General features: G+C 58.4%; 17 protein-coding genes and 1 pseudogene. 16 read left to right on the top strand and 2 right to left on the bottom strand.

From position 1 onward, the window contains the following. Nucleotides 1-39 precede the first annotated feature (39 nt). The 14 genes and pseudogenes from FHT85_RS23700 to lpxB all read left to right on the top strand — a co-directional run bounded on the left by FHT85_RS23700 (nucleotide 40) and on the right by lpxB (nucleotide 15085). Nucleotides 40-867, top strand: a complete 828-nt coding sequence (locus tag FHT85_RS23700) for a cell envelope integrity EipB family protein (protein WP_112338314.1) — start codon at nucleotides 40-42, stop codon at nucleotides 865-867. A gap of 205 nt (nucleotides 868-1072) precedes the next feature. Next, nucleotides 1073-1840, top strand: a complete 768-nt coding sequence (gene rpsB / locus FHT85_RS23695) for a 30S ribosomal protein S2 (protein WP_069612086.1) — start codon at nucleotides 1073-1075, stop codon at nucleotides 1838-1840. Nucleotides 1841-2111: 271 nt separating this feature from the next. After that, entirely contained in the window at nucleotides 2112-3038 is a 927-nt protein-coding gene (gene tsf / locus FHT85_RS23690; protein WP_112338316.1) for a translation elongation factor Ts, read from the top strand. A gap of 237 nt (nucleotides 3039-3275) precedes the next feature. After that, nucleotides 3276-3995, top strand: coding sequence for a UMP kinase (pyrH, locus tag FHT85_RS23685; protein WP_112338317.1), 720 nt, complete (start codon nucleotides 3276-3278; stop codon nucleotides 3993-3995). 56 nt (nucleotides 3996-4051) lie between these two features. After that, the gene (gene frr / locus FHT85_RS23680; protein WP_015339796.1) at nucleotides 4052-4612 is read left to right on the top strand and encodes a ribosome recycling factor; all 561 of its coding nucleotides are present in this window, start codon (nucleotides 4052-4054) and stop codon (nucleotides 4610-4612) included. Nucleotides 4613-4712: 100 nt separating this feature from the next. Further along, a pseudogene (locus tag FHT85_RS23675) lies at nucleotides 4713-5462 on the top strand (isoprenyl transferase); the annotation flags it as partial. Beyond that, nucleotides 5462-6295, top strand: coding sequence for a phosphatidate cytidylyltransferase (locus tag FHT85_RS23670; protein WP_112338319.1), 834 nt, complete (start codon nucleotides 5462-5464; stop codon nucleotides 6293-6295). The pseudogene FHT85_RS23675 and the gene FHT85_RS23670, both read left to right, overlap by 1 nt. Nucleotides 6296-6421: 126 nt before the next feature. After that, the gene (gene rseP, locus FHT85_RS31015; protein WP_112400663.1) at nucleotides 6422-8095 is read left to right on the top strand and encodes an RIP metalloprotease RseP; all 1674 of its coding nucleotides are present in this window, start codon (nucleotides 6422-6424) and stop codon (nucleotides 8093-8095) included. 197 nt (nucleotides 8096-8292) lie between these two features. Further along, nucleotides 8293-10626, top strand: a complete 2334-nt coding sequence (gene bamA, locus FHT85_RS23660; RefSeq protein WP_112338321.1) for an outer membrane protein assembly factor BamA — start codon at nucleotides 8293-8295, stop codon at nucleotides 10624-10626. 51 nt (nucleotides 10627-10677) lie between these two features. After that, nucleotides 10678-11745 carry a UDP-3-O-(3-hydroxymyristoyl)glucosamine N-acyltransferase gene (lpxD, locus tag FHT85_RS23655; protein ID WP_112338322.1) on the top strand — a complete coding sequence of 356 codons (1068 nt, stop codon included), beginning with the start codon at nucleotides 10678-10680 and terminating at the stop codon, nucleotides 11743-11745. Next, nucleotides 11738-12211 carry a 3-hydroxyacyl-ACP dehydratase FabZ gene (fabZ, locus tag FHT85_RS23650; protein ID WP_041677401.1) on the top strand — a complete coding sequence of 158 codons (474 nt, stop codon included), beginning with the start codon at nucleotides 11738-11740 and terminating at the stop codon, nucleotides 12209-12211. The genes lpxD and fabZ overlap by 8 nt, the downstream gene beginning before the upstream one ends. After that, nucleotides 12208-13023, top strand: coding sequence for an acyl-ACP--UDP-N-acetylglucosamine O-acyltransferase (gene lpxA / locus FHT85_RS23645; RefSeq protein ID WP_112338323.1), 816 nt, complete (start codon nucleotides 12208-12210; stop codon nucleotides 13021-13023). Before fabZ ends, lpxA begins: the two co-directional genes overlap by 4 nt. A 2-nt stretch (nucleotides 13024-13025) precedes the next feature. Continuing rightward, a complete protein-coding gene (locus FHT85_RS23640; protein ID WP_112338324.1) occupies nucleotides 13026-13907 on the top strand; it encodes an LpxI family protein in 882 nt (293 codons plus the stop codon). Continuing rightward, entirely contained in the window at nucleotides 13904-15085 is a 1182-nt protein-coding gene (gene lpxB, locus FHT85_RS23635) for a lipid-A-disaccharide synthase (RefSeq protein ID WP_112338325.1), read from the top strand. Before FHT85_RS23640 ends, lpxB begins: the two co-directional genes overlap by 4 nt. 27 nt (nucleotides 15086-15112) lie before the next feature. Here the strand turns inward: lpxB and gltA are convergent, their stop codons facing one another. Then, the gene (gltA, locus tag FHT85_RS23630; RefSeq protein ID WP_015339806.1) at nucleotides 15113-16402 is read right to left on the bottom strand and encodes a citrate synthase; all 1290 of its coding nucleotides are present in this window, start codon (nucleotides 16400-16402) and stop codon (nucleotides 15113-15115) included. A gap of 282 nt (nucleotides 16403-16684) precedes the next feature. Between gltA and FHT85_RS30600 the strand changes: the two genes are divergently transcribed. Next, on the top strand, nucleotides 16685-17293 hold the full coding sequence (locus FHT85_RS30600) for a DUF4131 domain-containing protein (RefSeq protein ID WP_246780073.1): 609 nt from the start codon (nucleotides 16685-16687) through the stop codon (nucleotides 17291-17293). Between the two features lie 69 nt (nucleotides 17294-17362). After that, nucleotides 17363-19162: a ComEC/Rec2 family competence protein gene (locus FHT85_RS23625; protein WP_246780072.1), complete on the top strand. Its 1800-nt coding sequence runs from the start codon at nucleotides 17363-17365 to the stop codon at nucleotides 19160-19162. On the opposite strand, the gene lexA is transcribed toward FHT85_RS23625, so the two are convergent. Continuing rightward, nucleotides 19143-19865 carry a transcriptional repressor LexA gene (gene lexA / locus FHT85_RS23620; RefSeq protein ID WP_112338327.1) on the bottom strand — a complete coding sequence of 241 codons (723 nt, stop codon included), beginning with the start codon at nucleotides 19863-19865 and terminating at the stop codon, nucleotides 19143-19145. The two genes, FHT85_RS23625 and lexA, sit on opposite strands and share 20 nt — an antisense overlap. Between the last annotated feature and the right edge of the window lie 83 nt (nucleotides 19866-19948).

Here is a 19948-nt window from a genome sequence, read left to right as displayed (position 1 = left end):
TCTTATAACATCGCGTGCGAGTCCAACAGGAGATAATGAATGTTCCGCTCGAGTCTTGCTGCTACCGTTTTTTCGGGCCTGAGCATTCTGTCCCTAGGGGCTTCGGCAGCCCATGCGGCCGGTCCGAGCGGGCTGATCGCGCATCGCGCCGTCTATGATCTCGAACTGAAGGATGCCTCCGATCGCTCCGGCATTTCCGGCATGGTCGGCCGTATGGTCTATGAGTTCGAAGGCTCCGATTGCACCGGATTCACCACCAATTTCCGCTTCGTGACGAAGATCGACACCGGCGATTCCACTCGCGTCAGCGACCAGCAGACAACGACCTTCGAGGATCTCGGCAAGCGGTTGTTTCGCTTCGAGACCAAGTCCTATACCGACAGCCAGCTCGACAAGGATGTGCGCGGCGCCGCAAGCGACGACCAGAAGGGCATCAAGGTCGACCTCACGCAGCCGCACAACAAGCAGGTCCAGATCATCGAGAGCCGTTTCCCGACGGAGCATATGCTCGACATCATCCATAACGCGAAGCTCGGCAAGAATTTCTTCGAGGCGCAGGTCTTCGATGGTTCGGATGACGGCGACAAGCCGCTGATCGCCACCACCGTCGTCGGCAAGGAACAGACGCCGGCCACCGATGATCCCGATGCTGACAAGGCTGGCGCCTTCTCCAAGACACCTTTCTGGCCGGTGACCGTGGCTTATTTCAACGAAAAGTCCACGGGCGACGCCGTACCCGTTTACCGTATGTCCTTTAAACTCTACGAGAACGGCATTACGCGCGACCTCACCATGGATTATGGTGACTTCGTGCTGACCGGTAAGCTCACCAAGCTTGAAGTTCTCGGTACGAAGGCCTGCCAGTAGCCCGCTGCGGGACGAATTGAGATAAGAATCGGCTATTTTGAGCCTCAAGCCTTGCATTCCACGCGAATCGAATGTATGGGCACCCGCATTCCACACGTAAGGCATGGGATTGTCCGGGAGAAATCCGGATTGTTCCGCCCGGTGGCATTCTCGAAGAGGATGCTGTTCGCCTTGCGGAGGTTCAACCGGAAAAGGATACAAAGGCATGGCATTGCCCGATTTTTCTATGCGCCAGCTTCTCGAAGCAGGTGTTCACTTCGGCCACCAGACGCACCGCTGGAACCCGAAGATGAAGCCGTACATTTTTGGCGATCGTAACAACATCCACATCATCGACCTCGCCCAGACGGTTCCGTTGCTGAGCCGCGCTCTGCAGGTTGTCAGCGACACCGTTGCCCGTGGCGGCCGCGTTCTGTTCGTCGGCACCAAGCGTCAGGCGTCTGAACTGATCGCCGACAGCGCAAAGCGTTCGGCTCAGTACTACGTCAACGCCCGCTGGCTCGGCGGCATGATGACCAACTGGAAGACGATCTCCAACTCGATCCAGCGTCTGCGCAAGCTCGACGAAATCCTCTCCGGCGAAGCCCAGGGCTTCACCAAGAAGGAGCGTCTGAACCTTGAGCGCGAGCGCGAAAAGCTCGACAAGGCCCTCGGCGGTATCAAGGACATGGGCGGCACGCCGGACCTGATGTTCATCATCGACACCAACAAGGAAAAGATCGCGATCGACGAAGCCAAGCGCCTCGGCATCCCGGTCGTCGCAATCATCGACTCGAACTGCGATCCGGACCTGATCGACTATCCGATCCCGGGCAACGACGACGCCTCGCGCGCCATCGCTCTTTACTGCGACCTGATCTCGCGCGCTGCCATCGACGGTATCGCTCGCCAGCAGAGCGCATCGGGCCGTGACCTCGGCGCTTCCGAAGAAGCTCCGGTCGAGCCGACCCTGGCGGACGGCACCGAAGCCTGATCGCGCCAAGAGGCGGACAATAAACTGTCCGCCTAAGCGCAATGACATCCGGGATAAGGCCGTTTGCGACTTAACAAGTTCGAGCGGCCTTATCGCGTTTTTGGTAACTGCTCGCCTGGACGGAAAATCCAGGCATGTTCCAAACAGAATTCCACAGTATGACGCTGCTTCATAACGCTGTCATACTTACGGGTACATTTCGTCCCTCAAATCGGTGCCGCTTCGGCTTGACGCCCTTCGCCGCACCGTATGAACCGACAAGAGGAAGCTTATGACCGAGATTACGGCTGCACTGGTGAAAGAACTGCGCGAAAAGTCTGGCGCGGGCATGATGGACTGCAAGAAGGCGCTGACCGAGACGAACGGCGATATCGAAGCCGCGATCGACTGGCTGCGCGCCAAGGGCATCTCCAAGGCCGACAAGAAGTCCGGCCGCACCGCCGCTGAAGGCCTGATCGCCATTGCCGGCGCCGGTCACAAGGCCGTTGTTGTCGAGCTCAACTCCGAAACCGACTTCGTTGCCCGCAACGATGCCTTCCAGGATCTCGCTCGCGGTATCGCCGAAGTTGCGCTGTCCACCGACGGCACGGTTGAAGCTATTTCGGCTGCGACCTATCCCGCATCCGGCAAGCCGGTCGCCGACGCCATCAAGGACGCGATCGCAACCATCGGCGAGAACATGACGCTGCGTCGTGCCGCCAAGCTGGAAGTCGAGCACGGCGTCGTGGCGACTTACATCCATAACGCTGCCGGTGACGGTATCGGCAAGCTCGGTGTTCTCGTCGCCCTGAAGTCGGTCGGTGACAAGGCCGTTCTGACGTCGATCGGCCGTCAGATTGCCATGCACATTGCTGCTACCAACCCGCTGGCTATCCGTGCCGAAGAAGTCGACGCCGCCGTCGCCGAGCGCGAACGCAACGTCTTCATTGAACAGTCCCGCGAATCCGGCAAGCCAGAAGCCATCATCGAAAAGATGGTCGAGGGCCGCATGCGTAAGTTCTTCGAGGAAGTCGCTCTTCTCTCGCAGGCTTTCGTCATCAATCCGGACCTGACGGTCGGTGCTGCCCTCAAGGAAGCTGAAAAGACTGCCGGCGCCTCGATCGAAATCACCGGCATGGCCCGTCTGCTGCTCGGCGAAGGCGTCGAGAAGGAAGAAAGCGACTTCGCCGCAGAAGTTGCAGCTGTCGCCAAGGGCTGATCGGAGCATTTCCAGGAAAAGTGCCTAACGGTTTTCCGTTCGGAATGCGTAAGGAAACAAAACGATACGGCTTTTCCGCAGTTTGAAGACGTGCAGAAAAGCCCGATCGAAAAGAGACATATCCCGGTTTGGTGAAACCATATCAGGGAAAACGTCAGGGCATCGCGTGACAACGCGGTGCCCTTCGTGTATCCGGCTTTCACAATCATTCCCCGGTGATCACTTCAAGGAGCTACGATGTCCCAGCCGATCTACAAGCGCGTGTTGCTCAAGGCCTCCGGTGAAGCTCTGATGGGCAGTCAGGGTTTCGGTATTGATGTCACCGTCGCGGACCGGATTGCCGGCGACATTGCGCAGGCGCGCGAAATGGGTGTCGAGGTCGGTGTCGTCGTCGGCGGCGGCAACATCTTCCGCGGGGTAGCCGTGGCTTCCAAGGGTGGGGACCGCGTGACCGGCGACCACATGGGCATGCTTGGCACGGTCATCAATGCATTGGCCCTGGCGACCTCGCTGCGCAAGCTTGATATCGATACCGTCGTGCTCTCGGCCATCTCCATGCCGGAAATCTGCGAGAGCTTCTCGCAGCGCGCCACGCTTTACCACCTCTCGCTCGGCCGCGTGGTGATCTTCGCCGGCGGTACCGGCAATCCCTTTTTCACAACCGATTCTGCCGCAGCGCTGCGTGCCGCCGAAATGGGCGCCCAAGCGATCTTCAAGGGAACTCAGGTCGATGGCATCTATTCCGCCGATCCGAAGAAGTTCCCCGATGCCGAGCGCTTTGAGCATCTGACCCATAGTCAAGTGCTCGAGAAGGGGCTGGCGGTCATGGATGTCGCAGCCGTTGCGCTTGCACGCGAAAATTCCATTCCGATCGTCGTCTTCTCCATTCACGAGAAGGGCGGTTTCGCGGAAATCTTGACCGGCGGCGGCCGCAAGACCATCGTATCAGACAATTGATATTCCTGTGACGCCGGGTCAGCCCCGGTGTCGCCTCATTACAGGGGAGCATAGACATGAGTGAAGCCAGCGATCTCAAGGAACTGAAGCGCCGTATGGATGGCGCCATTGCGGCATTCAAGAGCGATATCGCCTCACTGCGCACCGGGCGTGCATCCGCCAACATTCTCGATCCTGTGACGATCGAAGCTTATGGCTCGCGCATGCCGCTGAATCAGGTGGCCAACATCACCGTGCCGGAGCCGCGCATGCTGACCGTGTCGGTATGGGACAAGTCGATGGTCAGCGCCGCCGAGCGAGCCATCCGCGAATCCAATCTCGGCCTCAATCCGATCGTCGATGGCCAGAACCTGCGCATCCCGCTGCCGGAACTCAACGAAGAGCGGCGCCGTTCGCTGGTGAAGGTCGCCCATGAATATGCCGAAAAGGCGAAGGTAGCGATTCGCCACGTGCGTCGCGATGGCATGGATGGCCTCAAAAAGGCCGAAAAAGACGGCGTAATCGGTCAGGACGAGAGCCGCTCGTTGTCCGAACGTGTGCAGAAAATGACGGATGAGACGATTTCGGAAATCGACCGCTTGCTAGCCGACAAGGAAAAGGAAATCATGCACGTCTGATCGTACGCTGGGGAGTGTCGAGCTTTTCGCAATATTGAAAGCCGCGACCGCGCCCTAGATTACCAGACCATAGCATCTTTCCGCTGAACGAAACCGGACCCATATGTCAGCTCCTACGTTGTCTGCCGTACCTGAACACGTTGCCATTATTATGGATGGCAACGGTCGCTGGGCCAATGCGCGCGGCCTGCCGCGCACCATGGGTCATCGCAAGGGCGTGGAGGCGGTTCGGGAGACGGTGCGGGCGGCGGGCGACATCGGCATAAAATATCTCACGCTGTTTGCCTTCTCTTCGGAGAATTGGCGCAGGCCCGAGGCGGAGGTGAGCGATCTCCTTGGCCTTCTCAAGGCCTTCATCCGTCGGGACCTTGCCGAACTTCATCGCCAGAACGTACGTATCCGTGTCATCGGCGATCGTACCGGTCTGCGTGGCGATATCCTGCCCCTGCTGCTCGAGGCGGAGGAGACCACCAGGAACAATACGGCCCTGACGCTGGTCATTGCCTTCAACTACGGCTCGCGCGACGAAATCACGCGTGCCTTCGTAAGTCTTGCCAAGGATGTCGAAGCCGGAAGGCTGCGCCCGCAGGACATCACTGCGGACTTGGTCGATGCCCGTCTCGACACGGCAGGTATTCCCGATCCGGATCTCATCATCCGCACGAGCGGCGAGGAGCGGCTCTCGAATTTCCTGCTCTGGCAGGCCGCTTATTCGGAATTCATGTTCGTGCCGGATTATTGGCCTGATTTCAGCCGCGAGCTCTTCTTCTCGGCGCTGGAGAAATATGCTGCTCGCGACCGGCGTTTTGGCGGCCTTTCCGCCAAGCAGGCGGCGGCCGTGGGGTCCTGATGAGCCGCGAACTCAAGCTGCGCATTATCTCTGGCATTATTCTCGCTGTCGTCGTTCTTGCTGCTACCTGGTATGGCGGCACAGGCTTTCGCCTGCTGTCTGCCGTGATCGGGCTGCTCGTCTATTATGAATGGTCGACGATATCAGATCTGCATGGCCGCGATCCTCAGGGAAACGCGCTCGGCTGGCTTGGGCTCGTATTGATCGCCGGCGCGACCGCGTTGAGCGAATCCGTCTATTCCATAGAGGTTCTTGCTGCCTTCGTCGCTGTCACGGCGATCATGGTCGCCGCGCGCGGCAAGAGCTGGTGGCTGCCGGGCGGTATATTCTATTCCGGACTGACGGCGATTGCCCTTGCCGAGATTCGCGATGACGATTTTCGCGGCTTCGTGCTGATGCTGTTTATCTTTGCCGTAGTATGGGCGACCGATATCTTTGCCTATTTCGTTGGCCGCGCTATCGGCGGGCCGAAGCTTGCGCCACGCATATCGCCGGGTAAAACATGGTCGGGCGCAATCGGCGGCGCCGTCGCAGCCGTCGTTGCGGGAGCCGCTGTCGTCTGGAGCTTCTTTTCAGCTGAAGATCTGTGGATTCCCGTCCTTGCCCTGGTACTTTCGGTCTGCAGCCAGATCGGTGACCTATTCGAGTCATTTATCAAGCGCAAGTTTGGCGTGAAAGACTCCAGCCATCTGATTCCCGGACATGGCGGTGTCATGGATCGGGTCGATGGACTAATTTTTGCTTGTTTTGCGGCGTTTTTGTTGGCTATCGTAATATCGCTGACAATGGGCGGCGAGACCTTTTCATTGGGCGGCGTTCTGCTCGGGGTCTGATACCAGAGCAATTCCAGGAAAATCGCTCAGCGGTTTTCCGTCCGGAATTGCGAGAAAACAGAAAGATGGAGTAGTTCGGAGCTTCCGTGAAAGCTTGAACCACTCTAACACGAACAGGATCGTTGCATGGGTAGCGCGGCTGGCTTCATCGGTTTCTTGACGAACAACGTCATTACGTTTGTTTTTGTGCTGTCGCTGCTCGTTTTTGTGCACGAAATGGGCCATTACCTGGTGGGCCGTTGGTCGGGCATCCGTATTATGGCTTTTTCGATCGGCTTCGGGCCGGAGATTGCCGGATTTACCGACAGGCACGGCACCCGTTGGAAGCTTTCCCTCATTCCGCTCGGCGGTTATGTGCGATTCTTCGGTGATGAGGATGCCTCCAGCAAGACCGATGTGGATCAGCTCTCGGCGATGACGGAGGAGGAGCGCGCTCAATCCTTCGCCGGCGCCAAGCTCTGGAAGCGGGCTGCAACCGTGGCAGCAGGCCCGATTGCCAATTTCCTGCTCGCAATTGCGATCTTTGCCGTTCTTTTCAGCGTCTACGGCCGCACGGTCGCTGATCCTGTCGTTGCCATGGTGACGCGTGACGGCGCGGCCGCGGAGGCTGGCATTGAATCAGGCGACCGCCTGGTCGCTGTCGATGGCAACAAAGTGACGACTTTCGATGAAGTGCAGCGCTATGTCGGCCTGCGCCCGGGCCGTACTATCGTACTGACTGTCGACCGCGACGGTCAGAATCGCGATTTCCGAATCGTGCCAAAGCTGGTGGAGGACACGGATCAGTTCGGCAACAAGATGGAAATGGGTCGCATCGGAATTGCGCTGGTCGATCCGGTCGTCACTGCGGTGGAGTCGGCCGGACCGGCGGCAAAGGCCGGCGTGCAGGCGGGAGACCGCTTGATTGCCGTTGATGGCAATAATGTTGCCACCTATTACGATATCGGCCGCTACATCGCCGAGCACCCTGGCAAGAGCATCGTGCTGACAGTTCAGCGTAATGGGATGATCCGCGATTTCACGATGACGCCCGAAGCTTTGCCGGATACGGATGCATCCGGCAATAAGAAGGATGTCGGCAGCATCGGCATCGCGCCGATTGATCCGTTGATTGCGTCGATCGGTGCTGACAGCCCGGCCCAGGCGGCAGGCTTGGAACTCAGTGACCGCATTCTTTCTGTGGATGGAAAAGCGATCGGCTCCGTCGGCGAAGTGCAGCGTTATGCTGCAGCTCATGCCGACAAGCCCATCTCGCTCTCGGTGAAACGCAACGGTCAGACACGCGACGTGACCGTGACGCCGAAAAAGTCGGAAGAGACCGATGTCTTCGGCGCTCGGACGGAGATTGCCACGATCGGGATCGGCGACGGACAGAAGCCGATCAAGCTGCGTTACGAGGCTTATGGGCCGCTGCGGGCGCTTTCCGAAGGGGTGAAACAGACCGGCAGTATCGTTTCCGGCACCTTTGAATATCTCGGCAACGTCATCGGCGGGTACATGAAGGCCGATCAGCTCGGAGGACCTATTCGGGTTGCGCAACTGTCGGGGCAGATGGCAACCCTGGGTTTTGCCGCGGTGCTCCAATTCGCCGCCATACTTTCTGTTTCAATAGGGTTATTAAATTTGATGCCGGTCCCGGTACTTGATGGCGGCCATCTGATGTTCTATGCGATTGAAGCCGTAAGGGGAAAACCTCTGGGTGCACGGGCGCAGGATATCGCTTTCCGGATTGGATTTGCGATGGTGCTCTCGCTCATGGTGTTTGCGACCTGGAACGATATTAGTTCCCGAATAGGCTAGTGGGGCGACGAGAGGAAAATTACGATTTATTTACGATGTTTCAAAGCCGTAGTGGCGAATGGGCCACGCTTTGAAATGAAGTAAACAGAAATTAACGTGCTCCCTTGCTTGTATGTCAAAAGCGGGTAAAACGACACACGTGGCCGGAATCGGGTTCGCTCGAGGCTGGGGACGATTGAAAAAAGGTAAGAAGTGAAATGAAGGCTGGTTCAAAATTTTTGAACGCAGTGTCGGCGGTAGCGCTGTCTGCAGGTGTTGTTGCGTCGGGCGCTGGTGTGATCACCCTTGCCTCTGCTTCTGTCGCTGAGGCAGCTGTTATTCAGCGGGTTGACGTTCGCGGTGCTGGGCGCGTCGGCGAGACGGCCGTCCGGGATAATATCACGATCAAGCCCGGCAAGAGCTTCTCCGCCAGTGACATTGATGCTTCGGTGAAGCAGCTCTATGCCACCGGATATTTCTCCGATGTCCACATTACCGTTTCGGGTAGCACGCTGGTCGTATCGGTCAGCGAAAACAAGCTCATCAACGCTGTTGTCTTCAACGGCAACCGCAAGATCAAGGACGACAAGCTTCAGGGCGTCGTGCAGACGCACGCTGCAGGCCCGTATAACGAGGCGACCGTTCAGGCTGACGTCAAGACCATCAAGGATGCCTATGCATCCATCGGTCGTAATGATGTGCAGGTGACGACGCAGACCGCCGAGGTCGCGCCGGGCCGTCTGAACGTGGCCTTCGTCATCAACGAAGGCGAGCGTACCAAGATCGACAAGATCAATTTCTCTGGCAACCAGGCTTATGGCAGCGGTCGCCTTGCTTCGGTCATCGGCACGAAGAAGAGTAACTTCCTCTCGTTCCTGACGCGTAAGGACGTCTACAGCCCCGAGCGCCTGCAGGGCGATCAGGATCAGCTGCGTCAGTTCTACTACAATCACGGTTATGCCGACTTCCGCGTCGTCAGTGCCGATGCGACGCTGAATGAGCAGAGCAACGAGTACACGCTGAATTTCAACGTCGATGAAGGCCCACGTTACACCTACGGCGACATCAACGTCATCTCGACCGTCGAGGGTATCAATGCCGACGAGCTGAAGGGCCTTGTCATCACCCACAAGGGCGATGTCTACAGCGCCAAGGATATTCAGACTTCGATCGAGAACATTTCCAAGCGCGTCGCGGCTGCCGGCTATCCGTTCGCCCGTATCACGCCGCGCGGCAACCGTGATCTGTCTGGTCATACCATCGGCATCGAATATCTCGTCGACCAGGGTGAGCGCGCCTATGTCGAGCGTATCGAAATCCGCGGCAACACCCGCACGCGCGATTACGTCATCCGCCGCGAGTTCGACCTGAACGAAGGCGATGCTTTCAACCAGGAAATGATCACGCGCGCCAAGCGTCGTCTTGATGCGCTCGGCTACTTTACCAAGGTCGATATCTCGACGGCTCAGGGCAGCGCTCCGGACCGCGTCGTTGTTATCGTCAATGTCGAAGATCAGCCGACCGGCTCCTTCGGTATCGGCGCCGGTTACGCTGTCGGCAACAATGGCGGCCTGCTTCTCGAAGCCTCGGTTGAAGAAAAGAACTTCCTCGGTCGCGGTCAGTACATCCGTCTCGCTGCAGGCGCCGGCACGGAAGGCAATCGTACCTACAACATCTCGTTCACCGAGCCTTATTTCCTCGGTTATCGTCTGGCTGCCGGTTTCGATATCTTCAAGAACCAGACGTCGAGCGACGATTACTACGACTATTCGGAAGAAGGCTTCTCGCTGCGCGTCACTGCGCCGATCACCGAGAACCTGGCAACGACCCTGCGCTACAACTACAAGCGTCTGACCTATGACGGCACGAACGATTGGCAGAACAATCTTTCGGCTCCGTATCTCAACCTCGTCGAGAACGGTCCGTGGGTGCAGTCGACGGTTTCGCAGACCTTCACCTACAATACGCTGGACGATCAGAACCTCCCGCGTGAGGGCATCATCGCCAAGTTCACGCATGAGTTTGCGGGTCTCGGTGGCGACTCCGACTTCTACAAGTTGAGCGGTAAGGCTCGTTACTACCAGATGATCAGTGACGAAGCCGATATCATCGGCTCGCTGACGGTGGGTGCCGGCTATGTGATGCCGACGAATGGCAAGCTGAACGTCTTCGATCAGTTCACGCTCGGCGGCCGTGAAATCCGCGGCTTCGAGAATGCTGGTATCGGTCCGCGTTCGTCGCATGGCGATCCGCTTGGTGGCACGACTTACTTCACGGCTTCGGCTGAAGCGAGCATGCCGATGCCGGGTGTTCCTCAGGATATCGGTCTGCGTATCGCAGCCTTCGCTGATGCAGGCACGCTCTACGGCAACAAGGCGAATCTCTTCGGCGATACGCTTCACAACGACAGCTCTATCCGCGCATCGCTGGGTGCCGGTCTGATCTGGTCGTCGCCGTTCGGTGTCATCCGCGTTGACTATGCGGTGCCGGTCTTGAAGGAAGATTACGACAAGACTGAGAATTTCCGGTTTGGCATCGCCAACCAGTTCTGATATCGGCAGTCCAGAACTGCGGGCTTGAACACCGTTCTGGAGCTGGTGCTTATGGAACATACTGGTTTTTTCCCGCCCCATGGTGGCGTCAGCTTGAAACAGCTGGCTGAGCATCTTGGGGCGGAACTGGCTGACGCGACCTCTTCGGAGGTCGTCATCAGATCTATCGCTCCCGTCTACCGGGCAGGCGAAGGTGACATTTGTTATATCCTTTCCCGAAAGAATCGTGGTGAGCTGGAGACTTGCAAGGCTTCGGCGATCATTTGCCTTCCGGCGCTGAGATCTTTCGTCCCCGATCACATCCCGGTACTTCTGTCGAAGAAGCCGCATACGGATTTCGCCATTGCCGGTGCATTGCTGCATCCGCAAGCCATGAGGCCGGTTACGTTTACCGCGAATCCGGCGACGATTTCGCCCGCCGCGACGATCGATGCGACCGCTAAGCTGGAGGCCAATGTCGGCATCGAGCCGGGTGCAATTATTGGCCCGGGTGCAGAGATCGGCGAGGGGACCTATATCGGCCCTAACGCTCTCATCGGGCCGGGTGTCAAAATCGGGCGCAATTGCAGCATCGGCGGCGGTGCGAGCGTGCTCTGCGCCTATCTCGGTAATGGCGTCATCGTCCACAATGGCACGCGCATCGGTCAGGACGGTTTTGGCTATGCGCCGGGACCGCGTGGTATGGTCAAGATCGTGCAGATCGGCCGCGTCATCATCCAGGACAATGTCGAGATCGGCGCCAATACCACGATCGATCGCGGCACCATGGATGATACCGTGATCGGCGAAGGCACGAAGATCGACAATCAGGTCCAGATCGGACATAACGTCCGCATTGGCCGTCACTGCGCTATCGTCAGTCAGGTCGGTATCGCCGGCAGCACGGTGATCGGCGATGGCGTGCAGATCGGCGGCCAGGCGGGTCTCAACGGGCATATCCACATCGGCGACGGCGTGCAGATCGGCGCCAAGAGCGGTGTGATGAACAGCATCCCGGCGGGCGAGCGTTATGCGGGCCTTCCGGCGCGGCCGCTTTGGGATTTTCTAAGGGAATCGGCGGAGATCGCGAAGCGGTCAGGAGCCAGAGACAAGAAAGACGGGAGTGCGGAGCATGACTGAGGAAGCCAAGGCGTCGTTGTCGTCGGCTGACGTTCTGGAAATTATGAAGCTTTTGCCGCATCGCTATCCCTTCTTGATGGTCGACAAGATCATTGAGATTGACAGCGATAATTCCGCGATCGGCATCAAGAACGTGACAGCGAACGAGCCGCAGTTCACCGGACATTTTCCGGAATCGCCGATCATGCCGGGCGTATTGCTCATCGAGGGTATGGCGCAGACTGCGGGAGCGATCTGCGCCCGTAAGGATGGCATCGGCGGCAACCTCGTCTACTTCATGACGATCGACAACGCCCGCTTCCGTAGGCCGGTTGTTCCGGGCGACCGCGTCGAGTTCCACGTCGTCAAGCAGAAGCAGCGTGGCACCATCTGGAAGTTCCATTGCGATGCCAAGGTCGACGGTTCTCTGGTGGCCGAGGCTGATATCGGTGCGATGATCGTACGGAAGGATCAGGAACAGGCATGAGCAGCATCGCAAAGAGCGCCCGCATTCATAAGCTGGCGGTTGTCGAGGACGGCGCGGTCGTCGGCGAGAATGTTGTTGTCGGCCCGCTCTGCTATGTCGGTCCCAAAGTCGTTCTGCACGACGATATTCAGTTGCTCAATAATGCAGTCGTGACTGGCCGCACGACGATCGGTAAGGGAACGAAGATCTTTCCGATGGCCGTTGTGGGCGGTGATCCGCAGAGCGTTCACCATCACGGCGAAGAGACGACGCTTGATGTCGGCGAGAACTGCACGATCCGCGAAGGCGTGACGATCAACACCGGTACGGCCGATTACGGCGGCAAGACGATCGTCGGCAACAACAACCTCTTTCTCGCCAATTCGCATGTCGCACATGATTGCCGTGTCGGTAACAATGTCATCATGTCGAACAATGTGATGCTGGCGGGACACGTCACCATTGAAGACCGTGCAATCCTCGGCGGTGGTTGCGCTGTGCATCAGTTCACGCGTATTGGCAGGCAAGCCTTCATTGGGGGGCTTACGGCAGCCAGCTACGATGTCATCCCTTATGGCATGTTGAACGGCAATCCTGGCGTGTTGTCAGGATTGAATGTCGTTGGGATGAGCCGCGCAGGGATAGATCGCGCCGTCATTCACCGCGTTCGCCGCGCCTACAAGAGCATCTTCGAAGGCGAAGGATCCATCCGCGACAATGCAGCGGCTATCCGCGAGGAATATGCCGATTGCAAGGAAGTGATGGAAATTCTCGATTTCATTGCTGCCGAAAGCGACCGTGCGCTTTCATCGCCGAATCGCGGCAAGAGCTGAGGGTGGTTTCGGCCAGCGAAAACGCCAAGGGCAGACTGGCGATCATCGCTGGCAGTGGGCTTTTGCCGGTTTACGTCGCCGATGCCGCCCGCCAAGCCGGAGAGAATCCTGTCATTATTGCTTTGACTGACGAAGCGGACCGCGACTGGTCTGCCTTCGATCATGCCAATCTTGGCGTCGGCAATTTTGCCGGTCTCGAGGCAATGTTCCGCCGACACGGTGTCGATCGTGTTGTCATGTCGGGCGGTGTTGCACGACGTCCTTCGTGGCGTCAGGTGCATCCGACCTGGCGCGTCATCAAGGAATTACCCTCCACCATCCGCACTCTTCTTTCGGGAGGGGACAATGCCGTTCTGCAGATGGTCATACGACTGATCGAGGCCGGCGGCGTTCGCGTCGTGGGTGCGCATGAAATTGCGCCGGATCTTTTGGCGACGACCGGGCCGCTTGGAAAATTCTCACCGGCGAAAGAGGATCTGCGCGATATTGCCCAGGGCGCAAGGGCCGCCGATGCGCTGGGGCTTTTGGATGTTGGACAGGGCGCTGTCAGCGTCGGAGGCCGCGTTGTCGCGCTCGAGGGCGCCGAGGGTACTGACAAGATGATCGAGCGAGTTGCCGAACTGCGCGCGGCAGGACGCATATCCAAGCGCCGGCGCGGCGTGCTCGTCAAGCTCTGCAAGCCGCAACAGGATGTCAGGGCTGATCTGCCGTCGATCGGCGTGTCTACGGTATCGAACGCCAAGAAGGCTGGACTGGCCGGCGTCGCGGTCGAAGCCGGTAGAGCGCTGATCCTCGACCGGCAAGCGGTAATTGGCGCTGCCGACGAGGCCGGCATTTTCGTCTGCGGCATCGATCGCGGCCTCATCGCCGAGGGCTTCATGTGAGCGCCGCGCCTTTGAAGCTTGCCGTCGTTGCCGGAGAAGTCTCCGGCGATCTCTTGGGTGGCGATCTCGTCGCGGCCCTGAAGCGGCGTCACGGTGGTGCGATCGAGCTGGTGGGCGTCGGTGGCGAGGCGCTGGAGGCGCAAGGTCTGCGCTCGCTCTTCGATTACTCCGAGCTCTCGATCATGGGCTTCATTCAAGTCATCAAGCGGCTGCCAAAGTTACTGGCCCGCATCCGACAGACGGCAGATGCGATCGTTGCCGCAAAGCCCGATGTGCTTCTGATCATCGATAGCCCCGATTTCACTCATCGCGTTGCCAAGCGTGTGCGCAAGGCGCTGCCCGACCTGCCAATCATCGATTACGTCTGCCCCAGCGTCTGGGCATGGAAGGAATATCGCGCGCAGAAGATGCTCGCTTACGTCGACCATGTACTGGCCGTATTGCCGTTCGAGCCTGCTGCCATGGAGCGCCTGGGCGGTCCGGCAACTACGTATGTCGGCCACCGCCTGACGGTCGATGCTAATCTGCTGGAAACTCGCCGTCAGCGCGCCTTGCGCGGTCTGGCGGCCCCCGATGCCCAAAAGACGATCCTGCTTCTGCCTGGATCGCGTGCATCTGAGATTCGGCAGCTACTCCCGGTTTTTGAGCAGGCTATCGAAGAACTTAGCCGGAGAAATAATAATCTTCGTTTTCTGCTGCCGACAGTGCCGAAGCAGGAGGCGCTGGTTCGCTCGCTGACGGAAAATTGGCAGGTCCAGCCGGATATATTTGTTGGGCAGGATGCCAAGTGGAGCGCCTTTGCTGAGGCCGATGCTGCCATGGCCGCCTCCGGAACCGTGATCCTGGAATTGGGCCTAGCCGGGGTTCCGGTGGTTTCGACCTATAAGACCGAATGGCTGGCGAAATTCGTGCTGTCGCGGATCAAGATCTGGACGGCCGCCTTGCCGAACCTCATCGCCGACTATGCAGTCCTTCCGGAACTCATCAATGATGTTCTGCGGCCGGGTATGCTGGCCCGTTATATTGAGCGGTTGTCGAGCGATACACTGGAGCGTGCGGCGATGCTTGCGGGCTACGATCTGGTCTGGGAGCGAATGCAGACCGAGGAGCCGCCCGGCGATAAGGCGGCACAGATTGTTCTGGATGTTCTAGCCCATAAAAAAACCGGTCATCTCTGACCGGTTTTTTTGTTTCAATACCGAAGCTTAGCGCTTGGAAACAGGCACATATTCGCGCAGCGGAGCACCGGTGTAGAGCTGGCGCGGACGACCGATGCGCTGATGCGGATCTTCGATCATTTCGTTCCACTGAGCGATCCAGCCAACTGTGCGGGCAAGAGCGAAGAGAACGGTGAACATGGTGGTGGGGAAGCCGAGAGCCTTCAGCGTGATGCCGGAATAGAAGTCGACGTTCGGGTACAGCTTCTTCTCGATGAAATATTCGTCCGTCAGAGCAATGCGCTCCAGTTCGATCGCGATGTCGAGCAGCGGATCGTCCTTGATGCCGAGCTCGCCGAGGACCTCGTGCGCGGTCTTCTGCATGATCTTGGCGCGCGGGTCGTAATTCTTGTAGACGCGGTGGCCGAAGCCCATCAGGCGGAACGGGTCGTTCTTGTCCTTGGCGCGGGCGATGAATTCCGGAATGCGGTCGACCGTGCCGATTTCGTTCAGCATGTTCAGGGCCGCTTCGTTGGCGCCGCCGTGAGCTGGTCCCCAGAGGCAGGCGATGCCTGCTGCGATACAGGCAAACGGATTGGCACCGGAAGAACCAGCCAGGCGAACCGTCGAAGTCGAGGCGTTCTGCTCGTGATCTGCATGCAGGATGAAGATGCGGTCCATGGCGCGGGCAAGCACCGGGTTGACGACATATTCTTCGCACGGAACGGCAAAGCACATGCGCAGGAAGTTCGACGCATAGTCGAGGTCATTCTTCGGATAAACGAAGGGCTGGCCGATATGGTACTTATAGGCCATGGCGGCAAGCGTCGGCATCTTGGCGATCATGCGCAGGCTTGCGACCATGCGCTGGTGCGGATCGGTGATGTCGGTCGAGTCGTGATAGAAGGCGGAGAGCGCGCCGACACAGCCGCACATGACGGCCATCGGATGCGCGTCGCGGCGGAAGCCGGTGAAGAAGCGCGACATCTGCTCGTGCACCATCGTGTGGTGGGTCACGCGATAGTCGAAGTCCTTCTTCTGCGCTGCCGTCGGCAGTTCGCCGTAGAGAAGGAGGTAGCAGACTTCGAGGAAATCGCCGTGTTCGGCCAGCTGATCGATCGGATAGCCGCGGTGCAGCAGAACGCCTTCGTCGCCATCGATATAGGTGATGCTCGACTCGCACGATGCGGTGGAGGTGAAACCAGGATCGTAAGTGAAAGTGGAGGTGTTCTTATAAAGGGCACCAATATCAATGACACTCGGGCCGATGGTTCCGGTCTTGACCGGCAGGTCCACCGTCTTTTCACCCCAAGTTAGTTTCGCGCTTTGTTCCGTCATGCTGATCCTCCAAGATTTGGCGGGATTGACGCCATAAAAAGCGCCAAAAGGTTAAGCGACTACCGACTAGCTATATGATCCAGAGCCTAATGCCAAGTTATCCTAACGCTGAATTGTGCAATGCAGTATCAACTTTTGGGCACTGCAGAAGCGTCTTTTTGTATGCTACGTCGGGAAACCGGTCCAATTGAGCTTTGTTCCCGCCGATTTCAGTTGAATTCACTATGTGGTGACGGCACAAATCGCGCAGAAGCTGTAATTTGGCGCGGGGGCAGTCAGCGAGTGCCTAATTTCGAGGCATCCGACCAGCAGGAAGAGAGCAGGGACGTCACCGCGTCTCCGCAACCTCACGCCTTTTCCGCCACGATTACCCTTCGCGCCAAAGCGCGACAATGGGAACGAACACAGGATCAGGCGCCGCTGACGTCGCGTTTCCTGCGTGTCCCGAAGCGTCTTGGAACCGCTGTTCTCGGCTTGATTGCGGAGGCGGCGGCCCATGGCCGTGCTGTTCTTTTCGCGCCGATCTATATGGGTTTGGGTGCGATTATCTGGTTCGAGGCGCAAGTCGATCCGCCTCCGCAGGCGTTTCTCGCAGGCCTCGTTCTGTTTGCTTTGGGCTTTTTGCTAAAGCGCGATGCGGGCAGGCTGCTTCATCACACGCTTTTCGCCGGTATGCTCATCTGCCTGGGTATGGCGCTCGCGCAGTGGGAAAGTTGGCGGGTTTCCACTGTCATGCTCGACTCGGCCGTGACGACGACTGTGACCGGGCAGATCGAGCGACGGGAATCCTATGACAATGGGCGCTGGCGCTATGTCGTCCGCGTCGAGGCAACGGAAAAACCCTCTATCCGCCGCGCGCCGCAGCGGGTTACGGTCTTCGTGCGCAAGTAGGCGGAGCCGTTCGATCTGGGAGATCGGGTCCGGGGCCGGGCGCGCCTGACGCCTCCGGCCGGACCGGCATTGACGGGTCTCAACGATTTTGCCTTCAGCTCTTATTTCAACGGCATCGGCGCGAATGGCTTTGCCTACGGAACGCCGGAATTATTATCGCCATCCGGTGACAATGCTGCCGGCTCGTTACTGGATGCGGCCGATATCTGGCTCGCTGGCCTGCGCAACAGCATAGGCGACCGCATCAGGCAAACCTTGCCCGGAGATACCGGCGCCTTTGCAGCAGCGCTTGTCACCGATGAGAGACGTGCGATCTCGAAGGATACGACCGAGGCTCTGAGAATTGCCGGCCTGACCCACATCATCGCAATTTCCGGTCTCAACATGGCGTTGTCGGCTGGCATCTTCTATGTCGGTCTGCGCTATTTGTTCAGCCTGTTTCCCGGTGTCGTCCAGGCTTGGCCGACGAAGAAGTTCGCAGCCTTCGGCGCGCTTCTAACGGTAACGGCCTATTACCTCATTTCCGGATTCGGCGTCTCCGCCGAACGCGCCTTCATCATGATGGCGATCATGCTGGTGGCCGTACTTTTCGACAGGCCATCCATCAGCTTGCGCAATGTGGCGCTCTCAGCCATCGTCATCCTAGTCTTGTCACCGTCTCAGGTACTCGGTCCGAGTTTCCAGATGTCTTACGCCGCTACGCTGGCGCTGGTATCAGGCTATTCGCTCTGGAAACGACGGCGGCATCGCGAAAACATCCTGCCGCGCATCCGTCTGTTAAGTCCGCTACTGTTCATCACGCGCTTCTTTGGGGGCGTGATGTCGACCTCGTTCATCGGTGGTGCGTCGACGGCCATTTTCTCGATCGAGCATTTTCACCGGTTGGCGACATATGGACTTGCTGCCAACCTTGCGGCCATGCCCGTCGTCTCTTTCATCGTCATGCCCTTCGGTATGATGGCGATGCTGCTGATGCCTTTCGGAATCGATGGACCGTTCTGGAAAGTCACCGGTGAGGGACTGGAGCTTGTGATCGCTATTGCAAAAACGGTGGCTGGGTGGGGAGGTGACATTACCTTTGGCCGCCAGCCCGGCTGGCTGATGCCGACTTTCATCGCTGGCTTCCTGATCATGAGCATGCTGCGGACCCGGCTTCGCCATCTGGGCCTGTTGCTGCTGCTGTCATCTGTCGGTGTGGCCGCGTTCGGCTCTGGTGTGCCGAAGCCGGATCTGATGATCTCGGAAGATGGCATTCTCGTTGCCTTGCGCCAGGACGATATCCTCGCCACCAATCGCGAGAGACCGCAGGCCTTCATCTTCGAGCAATGGCAAAAAGCACTGGTCGCAGCCGAACATCAACCGCCGACCATGCTTCCGACCGATAGCCGGCTTCCGCAGATCAGCAAGACGGATCGGCATAAGCGACTAAATAACGAGGAGCAGAAGGCAGTCCGCATCGCAATGGAAGAAGCTTTGGACCGCACCATGCAAGGCAGCTTTGCCTGTCAGAAGGGAGCATGGTGCCTCGCCATGCTCGAAAACGGCGCGATATTGGTCACCATCGAGAACGCAGCCTATCTGCCCGCGGCTTGCGACACCGGGAATATTATCGTGACGCCAATCCGGCTGCGGCTGGACCATTGCCGTTCCGGAGCAACGCTCATAACCGGTGCGACATTGCGTAAAACCGGCTCCATCGAAATGGTGCTTACCTCAGACAAGCCTATTATATCAGCCGCATTCAACAACCCGCAGCGCCCATGGACCAGGCATCGAACCTATGATTGGCGCACCGGCAAATTTGACGCGCCAATTGCGAAGGCACCACCAGTCCTGGACAATTCACCGGTCAGTGATAGCGACGAATAAGGCCGACGAGCTTGCCCTGAACCTTGACGCGATCCGGCCCGAAGATGCGGGTTTCATAGGCTGGGTTCGCGGCCTCCAGCGCGATGGAGGCACCCTTGCGACGGAAGCGCTTCAAGGTAGCTTCTTCATCGTCGACGAGTGCAACGACGATATCGCCGGGATTGGCCGTGGTCGAATTGCGGATAATGACCGTATCGCCGTCGAAAATTCCGGCGTCGATCATCGAATCTCCTCGAACTTCAAGCGCATAATGTTCGCCGGAGCCGAGCATGTCGGCGGGAACTGTAATGTCGTGCGTATTGTTCTGGATGGCCGAGATCGGAACGCCGGCGGCGATGCGGCCCATCACAGGTACGGACGCCGAGCCGTTGTGATCGTCATTTGCCACTTTCGACGGAGCAGGCGGGGCAACGGGCTGTGGCTTGCCGAGGCTGCCCTCGATGACGCTGGGCGAAAAACCGCGGCGCTGTTGCAGGCTCGGATTATAGGCGTCGGGAAGCTTGATGACTTCGAGCGCTCTGGCCCGGTTCGGCAGTCGGCGGATGAAACCTCGCTCCTCTAGCGCCGTGATCAGGCGGTGAATGCCGGATTTGGATGCCAGATCCAGTGCATCCTTCATCTCGTCGAAGGATGGCGGAACACCGGATTCCTTCATGCGTTCGTGAATGAAGAGAAGCAGTTCCTGCTGCTTGCGCGTCAACATCGTCTTGGAACCCCAGAATCAAGAAAAGCCGTGAAACAAATCCAGAACGGACACTATATGTTCCATATGTGTTCCGCAAGTGC

The sequence above is a fragment of the Rhizobium sp. BK312 genome, from assembly GCF_014193605.1.
GTDB lineage: Bacteria > Pseudomonadota > Alphaproteobacteria > Rhizobiales > Rhizobiaceae > Rhizobium.
Note: the sequence above shows the minus strand (reverse complement) of the source record. Positions and strands in the feature narration are given on the sequence as shown.